This window comes from Streptomyces narbonensis, assembly GCF_014649015.1.
GTDB classification, from domain to species: Bacteria; Actinomycetota; Actinomycetes; order Streptomycetales; family Streptomycetaceae; genus Streptomyces; species Streptomyces narbonensis.
Genome location: NZ_BMSF01000005.1, coordinates 50,801 through 66,862 on the forward strand (window position 1 = coordinate 50,801; position 16,062 = coordinate 66,862).

Below are 16,062 nucleotides of genomic sequence, written 5' to 3' on the forward strand. Positions count from 1 at the left end.
GGCGTTCACCGCGGCCACCAGGGTGATCCCGTGCGGAAGGGACCTGATTCCGTCAGCGGTGCTCGGGGTTCTCGAAGTCGAAGCGGCAGCCGGCGTCCCACGCGGAGCGCTGGTTTCCGTGGGCGGGGATGCCGTCGGCGTCCTTGAGCATCCTTGCCAGGTGGAGTTGGTTCCAGGTCATGAAGGTCGCGTTGCGGTTCGTGAAGTCGTTCTCCGGCCCGCCGGAGCCGGGGTCGAGGTACGAAGGGCCCGGGCCGGCCTCGCCGACCCAGCCCGCGTCCGCCTGCGGCGGAAGGACGTATCCGAGGTGCTGGAGGCTGTAGAGGACGTTCATCGCGCAGTGCTTGGCGCCGTCCTCGTTGCCGGTGATCAGGCAGCCGCCGACGCGACCGTAGTAGGCGTACTGGCCACGCTCGTTGAGGATCGACGAGCAGGCATAGAGACGCTCGATCACCTTCTTCATGACCGAGGAGTTGTCTCCCAGCCACACGGGCCCCGCCAGCGTCAGGATGTCGGCGGCCATCACCTGCGAGTAGATCACCGGCCACTCGTCCGTCTCCCACCCGTGCTCCGTCATGTCCGGCCAGACACCGGTCGCGATGTCGATGTCCACCGCCCTGAGCACCTCGACCTGCACGCCCTGGCGCTCCAAGATCCCGGTGCTGATGTCGATCAGCCCCTGCGTGTGGCTCTGCTCCGGCGAACGCTTGAGCGTGCAATTGATCACCAGGGCGCGGAGGTCGCGGTAGGACGTGCCGGTGTCGGTCATGGATGCGTTCCCCTGCGGGCGAGTGGGCGGGTCGGGCGGTGAAACGGGCCCGGCTGCCCACGTCGATAGGCGGGTCGGGCCGGCCGGAAATCCCGTCTACTCTCTCGCCCTCGTGCGACGGAATCGCCGAACGCCACGGCGGCTCCGACGAAGTCGGCTGCCCGGTCACCCGCGTGGCCTCACACCCATGACATGTGTCGCCGAATCGGATCGGCGGAACACACGGGCACCCCGGGTCGCTCGACCCGACATGAAATCTCACCCACGCATTCGCCTTCGTTGACCGATCCACTTTGGATCGAATTCATCATTGAATCGTGCGCGAAAGGCGACATCCTGCTGACTTGCGATCAGGATTGCGGAGTGTTGCCCTGGAATGGGCAGGGGGTAAAGGGCGGAATGATCCGGCCCCGAACAAGTGGCCTTCAGCCGAAGCAGGGGGGACGAAGCGTCGTGTGCCGACGGGATGCCCCGCGCCGCGACCGCTATCGGAGGTTCACGATGACCCAGGTCTCTTCTGCCCGCATTCCGCTGCGCCAGATCATGGCCGTGCTCTTGACGGCCGTCCTGACGCTCTCCCTCTCGGTGGTGATCACCGTCACCTCGACGAAGGAAGCAGCCGCCTCGTGCTCCGCCAACCGGTTCAACGGAACGTGGCGCTCGTCCGACGAGAGGCTGAAGCGCATCGACGTATGGCAGGGAGAGGACTGCCACCTCTACGCCAAAGCCTGGTCCGTCTGCGAGAACGACTCGTCGCACATCTGCAGTTGGGGAACCAGACGAATGGGAGACAGCCCCGAGCCGAACTTCCAGTTCGTCGGATACAACTGGAACAACGCCAACGAGGTGCTGCACCTGCGGATGAAGGACAGGTCTCACATCTCGGTGTGGGACAGCACCGACTACCACAACGGCAAGAAGGTCAGCTTCACGGTCACGATGTACAAGAGCCGTTGAGCCCGCAGGGCGGCAACTCCGCCCGCGCCGCTACGGGACGAGACCCCCTACCAAGGCAGGTGGGGGGTCTCGCCGTGCCTGCGCACATCCCGCTCCCGGGCCGCTCGGCCGCGACCGAACGCGCATGGAGGCCGCCGGGAGCCGTCCCGTCGCCGCTACGCCGACGGATGCGGCGGCACCGCGTCCACGAGCGCCGCCAGGGCGGACCCGAGCGCCCGCGCTCCCGGTCCCGCCGGGCCGCCCGGCTCGCTCATGTAGACGTCACGGCGAATCTCGATCATGAGCGCGCTGACCCGCGGATCCTTGCCGTAGTACGACAGCGGTACGTACGTGCCGGCGAAGGGCGTGTCCGTCGCAAGCCCGCCGAAGCCGCCGAACGCCTCCCGGGCCGCGTCCAGCAGGGCCGGCGGCGTGTGGAAGGCGTCGGTGCCGAGGCAGACCGGCGGACGGGGACCCTCGCCGTGCAGCTCGTACGGGAGCGGTCCGGTCGGGTACGAGTGGACGTCGATGATCACGGCCCGCCCCGTGGCCTCCAGGCGCCCCGCCACGGCGGCGGCCATGGCCTCCGCGTACGGCGTGAAGTACCGGTCGACCAGCGGCGTCGGGTCGAAGTCGGTCGGCCGGAGCGCGGCGCGGTGCGTGGTCCGTGTATACACCGCGCCCATCCCGACGGCCAGCATCTCCTCGCGCTCGTCGGGGAACCGCTCGGGGTCGACGACCAGCCGGGACAGCCGGTTGACGAACTGCCAGGGGGTCGAGCCGGCCGCCGCCGCGGCCACAGCCGCGATCTCCGCGGTGTGGGCGTCGGTGATGTGATCCAGCTCGCGGTCCAGTTCCCCGTCGCCCAACAGGATGCCGTCGCGCACGTCCGGCGGTACGAACCGCGAGGAGTGCGGGACGTGGAGGAGGACGGGGGAGTCCGGGGCGCCGGCGAGGACGTCGTACGAACGTGAGGTCATCGGCTCACCCTCGCACAGGCCGTGCCCGCCGTGACGTGCGCCCCGTCCGTGCTCGTGGGCGCGGCGCCGGTCACCGGCGGTCGAGCGCCATCGTCGCGTGGACGGTCTTGCCCTCGGGGCCCGCGTCCACGGTCACGTCACGGCACAGCCGGAGCACGATCGGCCAGCCGTAGCCCCCGGGACGCAGCCCCTCGCGGCGCTGGTACAGCGGGAGCTCCCCGCTGGCATCGGCCACGGACACCGTCACCCGGTCGCGTCCGACCCCGATCCCGAAGTCCGTGACACCGCCCGCGTGCCGGAGCGCGTTCGTGACGAGCTCCGAGGTGACGAGCAGCAGGTCCTCGACCTGGGAGGGCCACAGGGTGCCGAGCCCCGCGACGGTGTGTCGGACGAGCTGCCGCGCCTGGGCCGGGGTACGGACCGGGCGCGTACCTGCGCTTCCGGCGCCGCCCGGGTCCGTCCCGGGGGTCCGGGGCCGGGTGTCGCTCCAGGTCTTCATCGCGGATCCCTTCCTTCCTGTTCCTGGCCGGTTCCTCGGCAAGTGATGGGTTTCGTCTGCCCGTTCGATCAGGGGTGATGTGTCTCTTTCGGGCGAAACCGGACGGGAAGGGATGAGGAGTGCCTTCGGGAAGCGGGGGTACGAGAACCAAGACCGCTGAACGGACCGCGAGCCAGAGGAGGTTGTCCCCATGCGGACCGATCCGGCCAAGGCGACGACGACGTACGCGACGAACGACGTGGGCGAGGACCTGCCCTTCCTCGAGGTGCCGCACGAGGTTCCACCCCGGGACGCGCGCGCCCTGTCGAAGGTGTTCTTCCGCGAACTGGCGGCGCGGGAGGAGGGCACCGCGGGGCACCAGTACGTCCGGAACACGCTCATCGAGATGAACATGTCCCTGGTGATGTACGCGGCGGGCCGGTTCCGAACGGGCGGTCACGAGCGGGAGGACATCCTCCAGGTCGGCATGGTCGGTCTCATCAAGGCGATCGACCGCTTCGACCTGTCGCGCGAGGTGGAGTTCTCCACCTTCGCCGTGCCGTACATCGTGGGCGAGATCAAGCGCTTCTTCCGCGACACCACCTGGGCCGTCCACGTCCCGCGCCGTCTCCAGGAGGCGAGGGTGGAGCTGGCCAAGGCGACCGAGGAGCTGAGCTCACGGCTCGGCCGGGCCCCGCGCATCGCGGAGCTGGCGCCGGTCATGGAGCTGTCCGAGGACGAGGTGATCGAGGCCCAGGTCGCCGCCAACGGCTACCACTCCGCGTCCCTGGACGCCACGTTCGCCGGCGGCGACAGCGAGGACGAGGACGGCGCCATGGGCGACCTCCTCGGCCAGGAGGACCCGGCGCTCGCGCTCTTCGAGGAGTTCCACACCCTCGCCCCGCTGGTGGAGGCCCTCCCGTCCCGCGACCGGCTGCTGCTGCACCTCCGCTTCGTGGAGGAGCTCACCCAGACGCAGATCGGCGAGCGCCTCGGCGTCTCCCAGATGCACGTCTCACGGCTGCTCGCCCGGAGCCTCGACCGGCTCCGGGACGGCATGGTCGAGGACCGCGCCGAGGGCTGAGAACCCCTCCGGGCCCGGTGGCCTCAGCGGACCGAGCCCAGGAACGCCCGCGTGCGCTCCTCCGTGGGCGCCTCCAGGAGTTCGTCCGCCGGCCCGGACTCGATGATCCGGCCGCCGTCGAACATCAGGATCCGGTCCGAGACGTCCCGGGCGAAGCCCATCTCGTGCGTCACACACAGCAGCGTGATGTCGGTCCGGTGGGCGACGTCTCGCAGCACGTCGAGCACCTCCGCCACGAGCTCCGGGTCCAGCGCGGACGTCACCTCGTCCAGGAGCAGGATCTCCGGACGCATCGCGAGCGCGCGGGCGATGGCCACCCGCTGCTGCTGGCCGCCGGAGAGCCGGGTCGGCCGCGCGTCGACCTTGTCGGCGAGCCCGACCAGCTCCAGCAGGTCCCGCGCCCGCCGCGCGGCCTCGTCCCTGCTCTCCCCGAGGACGTGCACGGGCGCCTCGACGACGTTGTCGAGGACGCTCATGTGCGGGAAGAGGTTGAACTGCTGGAAGACCATGCCGATCCGCCGCCGTCGCCCGGCCAGATGGCGCTCGCTCGCCGGCACCAGCTTCCCGGGGGTCCGGCCCGGCATGTGGGAGAAGGGCTGTCCGGCCACGTGGATGACCCCGTCGGTGACCCGTTCCAGCGTCATGAGCAGACGGAGGATCGTGGTCTTCCCGGATCCGCTCGGGCCGATGAGGGTCACCCGCTCCCCGCGGGCCACCTCCAGGTCCAGGCCGTCGAGCACGGTGTGGTCGCCGTACCGCTTCGTGACCCGGTCGAAGCGGACTGCCAGGTCCTCAGTGGGCAAGGCGTGCCTCCAGTCGTCGTACCAGAACGGACGTCGGCCAGCTCGCGAGCAGGAACACCGCGGCAGCCAGGGTGAAGCTCTCCAGATAGGCGAAGTGGGTGCTGCCGTAGGTGTTCGCCTCGTGGACCATCTCGTGCACCGTGATCACCGACAGCAGCGGCGTCTCCTTGAACATGGACACCGCGTAGTTGCCCAGCGGCGGCAGGACCTTGCGCACGGCCTGCGGCAGCACCACCGCCCGCCACACCCGCCGGCGCGGCAGCGACAGGGCCGTACAGGCCTCCCACTGCCCCTTCGGCACGGCGTCGATGCCCGTCCGATACACCTCGGAGAGGTACGTGGCGTAGTGCACGCCCAGGACCAGGACGCCGAGCACCGGCGCGTCGAGCCCCGGAACCAGCACCCAGACCGCGAACAGCTGCACCAGGAGCGGGGTCGAGCGGACGAACCCGGCCGCCCCGCGCACCGGCAGCGCCAGCCACACGGGCCCCGCACGCTGGATCAGCGCGAGCGCGAGACCCAGGACCGCCGCGACGGCGAAGCCCAGCACGGTCGCGACCAGGGTGACGCCGAACCCTTCGAGCACGGTCGGCAGGGCGGCCACGGCCGCCTCCCCGTCCCACATCACACGCCTCCTTCCTGCCCGGCACGGGCCTTCGCGGCCCGCTCCAGGGCGTTCATGCCGAGGCTCAGCACGACGGCCAGACCGAAGTAGAGCCCCAGGAGCAGCAGGTACGAGGCGGCCGTCGCCCCCGTCGACGACCGCAACTGGTCGATCTGGAAGGTCAGATCGGGGACCGTGACCAGCGAGAGCAGCGGCGTCGCCTTCAGCAGTTGGATGAGCAGGTTCTTGAACGGCGCGACCATCAGCGCGTGCGCCTGTGGCAGCACGACCCGGCGCAGCCGCAGCGCCGGGCCCATGCCCAGGGCGATCGCGGCCTCGGTCTGGGCGCGGGGCACCGCGGCCACCGCGCCGCGCACCACCTCGGAGCCGTACGCCCCGAAGTTGAGGCCCAGCGCGAGCACGCCGCAGGCCAGCGGCTCCAGCCGGAAGCCGAGCATCGGGAGCGCGAAGAACAGCCAGAAGAGCTGCACGTACAGCGAGGTGCCGCGGAAGAACTCGACGACGAGCCGCGCCGCTCCGCGCACCGGCGGCCGCGCCGACCGGGACAGCAGGCCGAGCGCGTAGGCGAGGACCAGGGCGAGCGCGGCGCCGAGCACCGTGGCCTCGACCGTGACGAGCAGCCCGTCGGCGAGCCGCGGCGCGGCACGGCCGAGCTCGGGGAGGAAGTCAGCCATGCCGGCCGCCCCTCACGCGGCGCACAGGTCGGCAGTCCGCAGGGAACGGGGAGGCACCTCGCGCCTGGTGAAGCCGTAGCGCCCGACGAGCTCCACGAAGCGGTCCGGGGCGCCGGTGATCTTCCGGAGCTCGGTGTCGAAGGCGTCCCGCAGACCGGTCGCCCCGGGCCGGAACACGGCCCCGCCCGCGCTGAGTTGGCGTACGCCGTCGATCACCGGGACGAAGGGCTCCGCCACCTCGACCTCGGCGTCACCGTTCGTCCGCGCGAGCCAGCGCAGGGAGATCGCGGTCAGCACGAAGGCGTCGATCCGGCCGGCTACGAGGGCATCGAGCCCGTCCTGCTGCTTGGCCAGCGCCTTCACCGACCCTTCCGGAACCCCCGCCGCCTTCGCGTAGGACGCCTCCACGGCGGCGGTCAACACACCGACGGTGGCACCCTTTGCCGCGCAGGACGCGAGGTCGCTCAGCCCCTTCGGGTTGCCCTCGCGGACCATCAGCGCGGTGGGGGAGATGAACTCCGGCTCGGAGAAGATCACCTTGCCGCAGCGCTCGGGCGTGATCGACATCCCCGCGCTCACCACGTCGAACCGGTCGGCCAGGAGCCCGGGTATCAGCGCCCCGAACTCGGTGAGCGTCGGCCGCAGTTCGCGCACGCCGAGGGCCGTGAAGATCTCGCGGTGGAGCGTCGGGGCCTCACCTGCGAGCTCGGCGCCGTCCTGGAAGCCGTATGGTGCCTCGCCGGCGAACCCGACCCGCACGAAGCCCTGCTTCCGCAGCTTCGCCAGCAGCGCGCCGTCGTCCGCGGGCGCCCCCGTCCCGGCCTGGGTGCGGGTGCAGGCCGCCAGTAGGCCGGGCGTCAGGGCGAGTCCGCCGAGGAGCGCCGCTCTGCCGAGGAAGCGCCGGCGGTCGAGGGGCGCGGGGCCGGTCATGACCGGTCCCCGGGGCGCGCGGCGACGAAGGAGGGCCGGCGGACCGGCGCGGCGAAGGGCGCCTCGGGCTCGTTCTCGACGCTGTTGAAGACGAGGAACACATTGCTCCGGGGGTACGGGGTGATGTTGTCGCCCGAGCCGTGCAGGGCGTTGCAGTCGAACCAGGTGGCCGAACCCGCCGGACCGGTGAAGTGGCGGATCCCGCAGGCGTCGGCGAAGGTGGTCAGCGCCTCGTGGGACGGCGTACCGGCGTCCTGCATCCGGAGCGACTGCTTGTAGTTGTCCTGGGGGGTCTCACCGGCGCAGCCCAGGAACGTGCGGTGCGAGCCCGGCATGATCATCAGGCTGCCGTTGGTGGTGTGGTTCGGCGTGAGCGCGATCGACACCGAGACGGTCCGCATCCGCGGCAGGCCGTCCTCCGCGTGCCAGGTCTCGAAGTCGGAGTGCCAGTAGAAGCCGCTGGCACCGAAGCCCGGCTTCACGTTGACCCGCGACTGGTGGACGTACACCTCGGAGCCGAGGATCTGGCGGGCGCGCCCGACGATCCGGGGGTCCTGGGCCAGCCGGCCGAAGACCTCGCTGATCCGGTGCACCTCGAAGACGGAGCGGATCTCCTGGGAGCGGGGCTCGACGATCGCGCGCTCGTCCGCCCGCACGGCGGGGTCGGAGACGAGCCGGTGGAGCTCCGCCCGGAGCTCGTTGACCTCGGTGGGCGTGACGAGCTCGTCCACCGTGACGAAGCCGTCGCGGTCGTACTCCGCCAGTTCGCGGGCCCAGAAGGGGCCCGCCGTGCCGGGCTCGGACCACACGACGGGGTCCTTGCGGCCGATCAGTTCTTCCTTGGGGCCACGGGTGGGATAGAGGTCGACGGGGCGGGTGGGTGCGGAGGGCATGGGGGAGCTTGCCGCCTTTCTCGGAGGATTCTTCGGGACTCAATCCGTGTCGTTCGGTGTCGTTCGGTGTCGCTCGGTGGCGTCCGGTGGCGTCCGGTGGCGTGCCCGGGCTCAGACGTCGTCGCCGGCGGTTACGCCGGGTTCGGTGAGGAGGGGGTAGACGCCGTTCTCGTCGTGGTCCTCGCGGCCCGTGACGGGCGGGTTGAAGACGCACAGGCAGCGGAAGTCCCGCTTGACCTTGAGGGTGTGGCGTTCGTGCCCGTCGAGCAGGTACATCGTTCCGGGCACGATCGTGTAGGAGCGGCCGGTCTCCAGGTCGGTGAGCTCGGCCTCGCCGGCCGTGCAGACGACGGCCTCGACGTGGTGCGCGTACCACATGGAGGTCTCGGTGCCGGCGTACAGCACGGTCTCGTGGAGGGAGAAGCCGACCCGCTCGCGGGCCAGGACGATGCGCTTGCTCTCCCAGGTGCCGGACGCGGCCCTCACGTGCCGCTCGGTGTTCTCCAGCTCGTCGAAGGTACGGACGATCATGGGGTACGGCTGCCTTTCGGGTCATCGGGTCATCGGGCCGGCTGGTCCGCCGGCCGGCGGCACGTGGCTTCGGGAGAGGGGTCAGGCGGTGTGGCGGACGGAGCGGGCCAGGATCCCGAGGCCCTCGTCGAGCTCGTCGTCCGTCGCGGTCAGCGGCGGCAGCAGCTTGACCACCTCGCCGTTCGGGCCCGAGGTCTCGACCAGGAGGCCGGTCTCGAAGGCGCGCCGGCACACGGCGTCGGCGCGCTCCCCGTCGGCGAACTCCAGGCCCCACACGAGTCCCCGGCCGCGGACGGACAGGCCGGTGCGCCCGTCGCCCCCACACAGGTCGAGGAGGGCGCGCTCCACCCGGTCCGCCCGGCCCAGGGTGCGCTCGCGCAGGGCGCCGTCGCGCCAGTAGGCGTCGAGGGCGGCCGTGGCGGTGACGAAGGCGGGGTTGTTGCCGCGGAAGGTGCCGTTGTGCTCGCCGGGCTGCCACACGTCGAGCTCGGGGCGGAACAGGCAGAGGGCCATGGGCAGGCCGTAGCCGCTGATGGACTTGGACAGGGTGACGATGTCGGGCGTGATGCCCGCCTCCTCGAAGGAGAAGAAGTCGCCGGTGCGTCCGCAGCCCATCTGGATGTCGTCGACGATGAGGAGCATCTCGTGTCGGCGGCAGAGCTCCGCGAGTGCGCGCAGCCACTCGGCCCGTGCGACGTTGATGCCGCCCTCGCCCTGGACGGTCTCGACGATCACGGCCGCCGGGTGGTCGAGGCCGGAGCCGGCGTCGTTCAGGAGCCGCTCGAACCACATGAAGTCGGGGAGCTGTCCGTCGAGGTAGTCGTCGAAGGGCATGCGGATGGCGTGGGGCAGCGGGACGCCCGCGCCGGCGCGCTTGGCGGCGTTGCCGGTGACGGCGAGGGAGCCGAGCGACATGCCGTGGAACGCGTTGGTGAAGGAGACGACCGTCTGTCGCCCGGTGACCTTCCGGGCGAGTTTCAGCGCGGCCTCCACGGCGTTGGTGCCCGTGGGGCCGGGGAACATCACCTTGTAGGGCAGGCCGCGGGGCTCCAGGACCGTGGAGTGGAAGGTCGTCAGGAAGTCCCGTTTGGCGGTCGTCGACATGTCGAGACCGTGCGTGATGCCGTCGTCGGCGAGGTAGTCCAGGAGGGCCCGCTTGAGCGCCGGATTGTTGTGGCCGTAGTTGAGGGAGCCGGCGCCGGCGAAGAAGTCGAGGTACGGACGCCCCTGCTCGTCGTACAGCCGGCTCCCGCCGGCGCGCGCGAAGACGACGGGCCAGGCGCGGCAGTAGCTGCGGACCTCCGATTCGAGGGTCTCGAAGACGGAGAGGGCGGCGATGTCGGTCGTGGCGATGTCGGTGAGGGTCACGAGGTCTCGTCTCCAGATGGGGGTCGGGGCGTGGCGGGGCGTCCGCGGGGGACGGCACCGGTTCAGGACGTCGGGGAGCCGATCGGGCCGATGCGGTACAGCACCTCGGAGTCGTGTCCTGCCGCCGGGAAGGCGGCCGCGGGGAAGAGGACCTCCCGCGTCACGTCGGCGCCCTGTCGGCGCGCGTAGGACCGGAACAGGCGGTCGGACGCCACGTTCCCCGGGGTGACGGTGGCCTCGACCCGGTTGATTCCGTGCTCGGCCGTCACCCGTGCGGACAGGGCGTCCAGCAGGGTTCCGGCTACCCCGCTTCCGCGGTGCGAATCCTCGACGGCGATCTGCCAGACGAAGAGGGTCTCCGGCGCGTCGGGCCGCAGGTAGCCGGTGACGAATCCGATCGGGCGTCCGGAGGCGTCACGGGCGACGGAGGTCGTGTCGGCGAAGTCGCGGCACCACAGCAGGTAGCTGTACGGCGAGTTGAGGTCCAGTTCCCCCGAGCCGTGGGCGATCCGCCAGAGTTCGGCGCCGTCCGCGATCGTCGGGGGAGTCGTTCGGGCAGTGGTCATGGGCGCCGAAGCTACCCAGTGGATCTCGGAACTTCCTGGTCCTGAGGCCTTGTTCGAGATGGAGGGGTCGTGATAGGTGCGGCAGTGGTCGATGTGGCGTGAATGCATGCTTCGAGCCACGGAAAACAGGTCTAAAACGGGGCGAAATCACCGTTTATAACGGATGGGTAACGGCTCGCTGGCACCCCTGACGCCCGCGCGAAGAGCGTGAGAAGATCCGGGATTTCGCGTTTGAAGCCGCCGGGAGCGGTCAGACGTACGGGTCGCTCCGCCCGCGTGCGCCGTCGTATTGAACCGTCCAGGAACGCGCCGGAATCGTCCATGAACGCGCCGATCCCGTCCATGAACGCGCCGGAGCCGTCCCGGAACGCGCCGGAGCCGGGCCGGGGTGTGACGAGCCCGGCCCGGCTCCGTTCCTGCGGTCGCGAGGGATCTACCAGATCGCCTCGACCCACTCGGGGTGGTCGATGAACGGGTTTCGGTTGCCCTGGTAGGTGTTGTAGATGACGTCGTTGCGGCGCTCTTCGAACGCGCTCGGCGGGTCCTGCTCGTTCCACTGCTTCAGTATCGCGAGGCGGCCGTGGAAGGGGACGCTGCCGTTGGTGGACGACTCGTTGGGCTCCAGGTCGGCCCAGGCGTCGTCACCCTCGTAGCGGACGGCCATGTAGAGGATCATGCGGGCCACGTCGCCCTTGTCGGCGTTGCGAGGCTCGAAGGAGTTGGAGTCCGTGTAGCTGCCGGGGGCGCCGCTGACCGCGCTGCCGCCGTTGTCCCAGTCCTTGTTCCCGCGGGTGCTGTTGACCTGGACGTCGCACGCCCTCAGGTGGTGCAGGTCGGTGCCGGGGCCGGCCGAGGTGCCGAAGCTGCCGTGGGACTGCGCCCACACGTGCTCGCGGTTCCAGTCGCCCACGTCGCCGCCGTTGAGCGACTTGCTGCGCGAGACGCCGCTGTACAGCAGGGTGACGTTGTTGGTGTTGGCGGGATCCTGGTCGGTGACCTTCAGCGCGTTCCAGACGGCGTCGTACGAGATCTTCGTCTGGCTGCTGATGATGGTGTGCAGCGCGGACTTGAGGTTCGTGCCGGTCTTGCCGACGGCGTTCTTGTAGTACGTGCTGTCGTACGCGGTCGTCGTGGCGCTGGCGGGGGTCGCGGTGATCGCGGGGAGCGTGACGCTGACGAGGGTGGCGGCGAGGGCCGCCGCCCACGCCTTCCAGCTGCCGATCCGCACAACGGACATGGGGGGCCCTTTCACGGGGGACGGTGCGCGCGGGGCGGCGGGAGCCGGCTCAAGGCTTCCGCTGTCTACGCGTGTTGACTACGTGTCATCGGGAGGGTGACACACGTCAGGTACCTGTCATGTAACGGGAAAGAGGCTGTTGGGTGACGTTCTCGCATATGAGGGTCCTGAACGCCGCCGAAGGGCTAGGGGATGTCCAGCGGATCAGGGCCTAGGTGCCCCGGACGTACTCAGGCGCCCCGTTCTCAGCTGCCCCGGACGTCCACGGGCATCCCCTTCGGCTCCTTGATCCGCTTCATGATGATCTGCGAGTTGACCTCGGTGACCCCGGCCAGCGTCGTCAGCCGCTCGATCCACAGCCGCTCGTACGCCGCGAGGTCGGCCACCGCGATGCGCAGCAGGCAGCCGGGGCTGCCGAACAGCCGGTACGCCTCGATGACGTCCGGCACGTCCTGGAGCGCCTCCTCGAAGGCCTCCACCGTCTCGCGGTCGCGCCGCACCTCCACCGAGACGAGCACCTCGAAGCCCCGCCCCACCGCGTCCGGATCGATGATCGCCCGGTAGCCCTGGATCACCCCGTCCTGCTCCAGCTGGCGCACGCGGCGCAGACAGGGGGAGGGGCTCAGCCCGACCCGCTGGGCCAGCTCCTGGTTGCTCAGTCGGCCGTCGTCCTGGAGCTCGCGCAAGATGTGGAGATCGATTCGGTCCATGGCGCAATTGTCTACCACGATGAAACGTTCAGGCGGCTGATTTCGCAATCGTCTTGCGCGCCACCTGCCCTATCGTTGCGGAGCAGGGTGATTTCGGTTGGTGACGAGTAAGGACGGCAGGCAATGATGCGGACGAACGACGGAGGACCGCGCCGGATCGTCGTCATCAGCACCGGTGGCACGATCGCCAGCCGCTGGCAGGGCACCGGCTACGCGGCCGACGCCTCCGGCAGCGACGTCCTGGCCACCGCGCCCCTCCCCGAGGGCGTCACCGTCGAGGTCGTCGACCTGTTCAACGTGAACAGCTCGCGCATGACCTCGGCCCACCAGCTCGCCCTCCTGCGGACCGTCCACGAGACGTTCGCCGACCCCGGAGTCGACGGCATCGTGGTCACCCACGGCACCGACACCCTGGAGGAGACCGCCTTCCTCCTCGACCTCCACCACAGCGACGCCCGCCCGGTGGTCCTGACCGGCGCCCAGCGCCCCTTCGGCACGGGCGACGGCGACGGCCCCGGAAACCTCTACGACGCCCTCCAGGTCGCCGCCTCCGTCCGCGAGCTCGGCGTCCTCGTCGTCTTCGACGGACGCGTCCACGCGGCTCGCGGCACCGTCAAGACCCAGACCCTCGCCACGGACGCCTTCTCCGACCCCTCCGCCGAGCGCCTCGGCCGCGTCGGCTTCTCCCGCGTCGACGTCGAGCGACTCCCGGAGCGCCCCGCCCCGCTGCCGCTCCCCGACGCCGCCCTGAGCGCGGCCCCCGGCTCCGCCGGCGCCGGTACGGCCCCGCTGCCGCGGGTCGACATCGTCACGCACCACGCAGACGGCGACCCGCTCTTCATCCGGGCGGCCCTGGCCGCCGGCGCCCGGGGCATCGTCCTCGAAGCGACCGGCGCGGGCAACGCCACCCCCGAGATCACCGCCGCCGTCGCGGACGCGGTCGCCCAGGGCGTCCTCGTCGCCGTGAGCACCCGTGTCCCCGCGGGCCCGCTCGCCGAGATCTACACCGGCGGCGGAGCGGTCGACCTCGTCGCCGCCGGAGCGCTGCTCACCGGCACGCTCCGGGCCGCCCAGGCACGGATCGCCGTCCTCGCCGCGCTGCTCGCGGAGGGCGACGGCGCCACGGACCCCGCGCGCCGCTCCGCCCTCCTGCGCCGCCTCCTGGAGGGACCGGTCCGGGTGGAGCCCGCGCTCGCCACCGGCGGCTCCCGGTCGGCCTCGGCCGTCGCCACGCGCGCTTGACCCCGAGAGCGACGTAGGAGTCCTCGGCCGACGGCCCGGTCGGCCGCCGCCCCGCCCCACAGGCCCCTGACCGGGCCCCCAAAACCCCGGCTCGCGGACGGAGTGTTCCCCACCCTCCGCCCGCGAGCCGGAGCCAAGCCCCTCCTCGGCGGACCGCCGGCCACCGGCCCCGGCGTCGCTCACGGCCCATCTCACGGTCACCGGCGGCTCCAGCCCCCGACCGCCACTTCCTGATCACCGATCTCGATGACCGATCTCGATGACCGATCTCGATGACCGATCTCGATCACCGATCACGGGCCCCCGGCCACCTCCCCGCCGCAGAGCCCGCACGCCCAGCCCCAAGGCCCGCCCTCCCCGTCAGGCCGCGGCGCGGCCGTGCCCACCCACCAGCCACCCGTGCACCCCTCGCGACCCGCTGACAGCGGGCGTCATCCTCCCTTCCCCAGGACGGCATCCATGGTTCCCGCACCCGCCCCGCACTCCACCCCCGTCCGCAGCGAGCACGACCTGCTCGGTGACCGGGACGTGCCGGCCGACGCGTACTGGGGCGTGCACACGCTGCGCGCCACCGAGAACTTCGCCATCACCGGGACGCCGATCTCCGTCTACCCCCTGCTGATCGACGCGCTCGCCGCCGTCAAGGAGGCAGCGGCCCGGGCCAACGAGGAGCTCGGTCTGCTCCCGGCCGACAAGGCCGACGCCATCGCCGGCGCCTGCCGGGAGATCCGCTCCGGACAGCTCCACGACCAGTTCGTCGTCGACGTCGTGCAGGGCGGCGCCGGCACGTCGACCAACATGAACGCCAACGAGGTCGTCGCCAACCGCGCTCTTGAGCTCCTCGGCCACGCCAAGGGCGACTACGCGCACCTCCACCCCAACGAGGACGTCAATCTCGGCCAGTCCACCAACGACGTCTACCCGACCGCCATCCGCATCGCGGCGATCGGCGCGGCCCGCGAGCTGCTGCTCGCCATGGCCGTGCTCCAGGACGCCTTCGCCGCCAAGGCGCTGGAGTTCCGCGAGGTCGTGAAGATGGGCCGCACCCAGCTCCAGGACGCGGTGCCCATGACGCTGGGCCAGGAGTTCTCCACGTACGCCGTGATGCTGGAGGAGGACCGGGGGCGCCTCGCCGAGGCCGTCGAGCTCATCCACGAGATCAACCTCGGCGCCACCGCCATCGGCACCGGCCTCAACGCCGCCCCCGGCTACGCGGAGACCGCCCGCCGCAACCTCGCCGAGCTGACCGGCCTGCCCCTCGTGACCTCCGCCAACCTCATCGAGGCCACCCAGGACTGCGGCGCCTTCGTCCAGCTCTCCGGTGTCCTCAAGCGCATCGCGGTCAAGCTCTCCAAGACCTGCAACGACCTGCGCCTGCTCTCCTCCGGGCCGCGCGCGGGCCTCGGCGAGATCAACCTGCCGCCCGTCCAGGCGGGTTCGAGCATCATGCCCGGCAAGGTCAACCCCGTGATCCCCGAGGTCGTCAACCAGGTCGCCTTCGAGGTGATCGGCAACGACATCACCATCACCATGGCGGCGGAGGGCGGACAGCTCCAGCTGAACGCCTTCGAGCCCGTCATCTTCCACGCCCTCTCGAAGAGCCTCCTCTCGCTCCGGGCCGCCTGCCTCACCCTCGCCGAGCGCTGCGTCGACGGCATCACGGCCAACACCGACGCCCTCCGTGCGGCCGTGGAGAACTCCATCGGCCTCGCCACCGCCCTCAACCCGCACCTCGGCTACACCGCCGCCACGGCCATCGCCCAGGAGGCGCTCGCCACCGGCCGGGGCGTCGCCGAACTCACCCTGGAGAAGGGCCTGCTGCCCGCGCAGCGGCTCGCCGAACTGCTCACGCCCGAGCGGCTCACCGGCGCCCCGGGTCCGGCACTCGCCTGACCCTCCGCTCCATCGCTCCTCCGGTGCGGTGACGGGCTCCGCGCCCGTCACCCGCCAGGAGCCGCCGCATGCCCGCCCACGCCTCCCCAAGCGCTGCCTCCCAAGCACCGGCCGGATCCGGTCGAAGGACGGGGCGGCGCAGTGGGCGCTCGGCGAGCTGCCCGAGGAACACCGGCCGGTGCCGGTCGCCGCGCGGGACCAGTACCTGGCGGGGGAGTACGGGGGGTGGGCGGACCTGCTGCCGGCGGCGCGGGTTCACGCCGCGTACGTAGCAGAGGCGATCAAGAGGGCCTGTTCGGCCTGAAGTTACCCGGCAGTTTCTCGTGACTTCCTCGACGGGCAG

18 protein-coding genes are annotated in these 16,062 nt (G+C 71.1%); 5 read left to right on the plus strand and 13 right to left on the minus strand.

Annotation, left to right across the window (positions count from 1 at the left end; all coding sequences use genetic code 11):
- Positions 1-52: 52 nt before the first annotated feature.
- The gene (locus IE124_RS10925; RefSeq protein ID WP_189507322.1) at positions 53-769 is read right to left on the minus strand and encodes a flavodoxin family protein; all 717 of its coding nucleotides are present in this window, start codon (positions 767-769) and stop codon (positions 53-55) included.
- A gap of 501 nt (positions 770-1,270) precedes the next feature.
- Between IE124_RS10925 and IE124_RS10930 the strand changes: the two genes are divergently transcribed.
- A complete protein-coding gene (locus IE124_RS10930) occupies positions 1,271-1,726 on the plus strand; it encodes a hypothetical protein (protein ID WP_189507828.1) in 456 nt (151 codons plus the stop codon).
- Between the two features lie 155 nt (positions 1,727-1,881).
- On the opposite strand, the gene IE124_RS10935 is transcribed toward IE124_RS10930, so the two are convergent.
- Positions 1,882-2,685, minus strand: coding sequence for an N-formylglutamate amidohydrolase (locus IE124_RS10935; RefSeq protein ID WP_189507324.1), 804 nt, complete (start codon positions 2,683-2,685; stop codon positions 1,882-1,884).
- Between the two features lie 70 nt (positions 2,686-2,755).
- Positions 2,756-3,184: an ATP-binding protein gene (locus IE124_RS10940; protein ID WP_189507326.1), complete on the minus strand. Its 429-nt coding sequence runs from the start codon at positions 3,182-3,184 to the stop codon at positions 2,756-2,758.
- 190 nt (positions 3,185-3,374) lie between these two features.
- Between IE124_RS10940 and IE124_RS10945 the strand changes: the two genes are divergently transcribed.
- Positions 3,375-4,247, plus strand: coding sequence for an RNA polymerase sigma factor SigF (locus IE124_RS10945; RefSeq protein ID WP_189507328.1), 873 nt, complete (start codon positions 3,375-3,377; stop codon positions 4,245-4,247).
- Between the two features lie 23 nt (positions 4,248-4,270).
- On the opposite strand, the gene ehuA is transcribed toward IE124_RS10945, so the two are convergent.
- The 10 genes from ehuA to IE124_RS10995 all read right to left on the minus strand — a co-directional run bounded on the left by ehuA (position 4,271) and on the right by IE124_RS10995 (position 12,584).
- The gene (gene ehuA, locus IE124_RS10950; protein WP_189507330.1) at positions 4,271-5,050 is read right to left on the minus strand and encodes an ectoine/hydroxyectoine ABC transporter ATP-binding protein EhuA; all 780 of its coding nucleotides are present in this window, start codon (positions 5,048-5,050) and stop codon (positions 4,271-4,273) included.
- On the minus strand, positions 5,040-5,675 hold the full coding sequence (ehuD, locus tag IE124_RS10955) for an ectoine/hydroxyectoine ABC transporter permease subunit EhuD (RefSeq protein WP_189507332.1): 636 nt from the start codon (positions 5,673-5,675) through the stop codon (positions 5,040-5,042). The genes ehuA and ehuD overlap by 11 nt, the downstream gene beginning before the upstream one ends.
- Complete coding sequence (gene ehuC / locus IE124_RS10960) at positions 5,675-6,349, minus strand: ectoine/hydroxyectoine ABC transporter permease subunit EhuC (protein WP_189507333.1); 675 nt, start codon at positions 6,347-6,349, stop codon at positions 5,675-5,677. Before ehuC ends, ehuD begins: the two co-directional genes overlap by 1 nt.
- A 12-nt stretch (positions 6,350-6,361) precedes the next feature.
- A complete protein-coding gene (gene ehuB, locus IE124_RS10965; protein WP_189507335.1) occupies positions 6,362-7,279 on the minus strand; it encodes an ectoine/hydroxyectoine ABC transporter substrate-binding protein EhuB in 918 nt (305 codons plus the stop codon).
- A complete protein-coding gene (gene thpD, locus IE124_RS10970) occupies positions 7,276-8,172 on the minus strand; it encodes an ectoine hydroxylase (protein ID WP_189507337.1) in 897 nt (298 codons plus the stop codon). Before thpD ends, ehuB begins: the two co-directional genes overlap by 4 nt.
- 111 nt (positions 8,173-8,283) lie before the next feature.
- Entirely contained in the window at positions 8,284-8,703 is a 420-nt protein-coding gene (locus IE124_RS10975; protein ID WP_189507339.1) for an ectoine synthase, read from the minus strand.
- Between the two features lie 81 nt (positions 8,704-8,784).
- A complete protein-coding gene (gene ectB / locus IE124_RS10980) occupies positions 8,785-10,056 on the minus strand; it encodes a diaminobutyrate--2-oxoglutarate transaminase (RefSeq protein WP_370468757.1) in 1,272 nt (423 codons plus the stop codon).
- 77 nt (positions 10,057-10,133) lie between these two features.
- Complete coding sequence (gene ectA, locus IE124_RS10985; RefSeq protein WP_189507341.1) at positions 10,134-10,637, minus strand: diaminobutyrate acetyltransferase; 504 nt, start codon at positions 10,635-10,637, stop codon at positions 10,134-10,136.
- 433 nt (positions 10,638-11,070) lie between these two features.
- Positions 11,071-11,874, minus strand: a complete 804-nt coding sequence (locus IE124_RS10990; protein WP_189507343.1) for an endonuclease I family protein — start codon at positions 11,872-11,874, stop codon at positions 11,071-11,073.
- A 245-nt stretch (positions 11,875-12,119) separates the two neighbouring features.
- Positions 12,120-12,584, minus strand: a complete 465-nt coding sequence (locus IE124_RS10995) for an Lrp/AsnC family transcriptional regulator (protein WP_189507345.1) — start codon at positions 12,582-12,584, stop codon at positions 12,120-12,122.
- Between the two features lie 123 nt (positions 12,585-12,707).
- Here IE124_RS10995 and IE124_RS11000 point away from each other — a divergent pair, with 123 nt between their 5' ends.
- The 3 genes from IE124_RS11000 to IE124_RS11010 all read left to right on the plus strand — a co-directional run bounded on the left by IE124_RS11000 (position 12,708) and on the right by IE124_RS11010 (position 16,023).
- Complete coding sequence (locus IE124_RS11000) at positions 12,708-13,826, plus strand: asparaginase (RefSeq protein ID WP_189507347.1); 1,119 nt, start codon at positions 12,708-12,710, stop codon at positions 13,824-13,826.
- A gap of 459 nt (positions 13,827-14,285) precedes the next feature.
- Positions 14,286-15,719, plus strand: a complete 1,434-nt coding sequence (locus tag IE124_RS11005; protein ID WP_189507349.1) for an aspartate ammonia-lyase — start codon at positions 14,286-14,288, stop codon at positions 15,717-15,719.
- 28 nt (positions 15,720-15,747) lie between these two features.
- Positions 15,748-16,023: an aminoglycoside adenylyltransferase domain-containing protein gene (locus tag IE124_RS11010; RefSeq protein WP_189507351.1), complete on the plus strand. Its 276-nt coding sequence runs from the start codon at positions 15,748-15,750 to the stop codon at positions 16,021-16,023.
- Positions 16,024-16,062 lie beyond the last annotated feature (39 nt).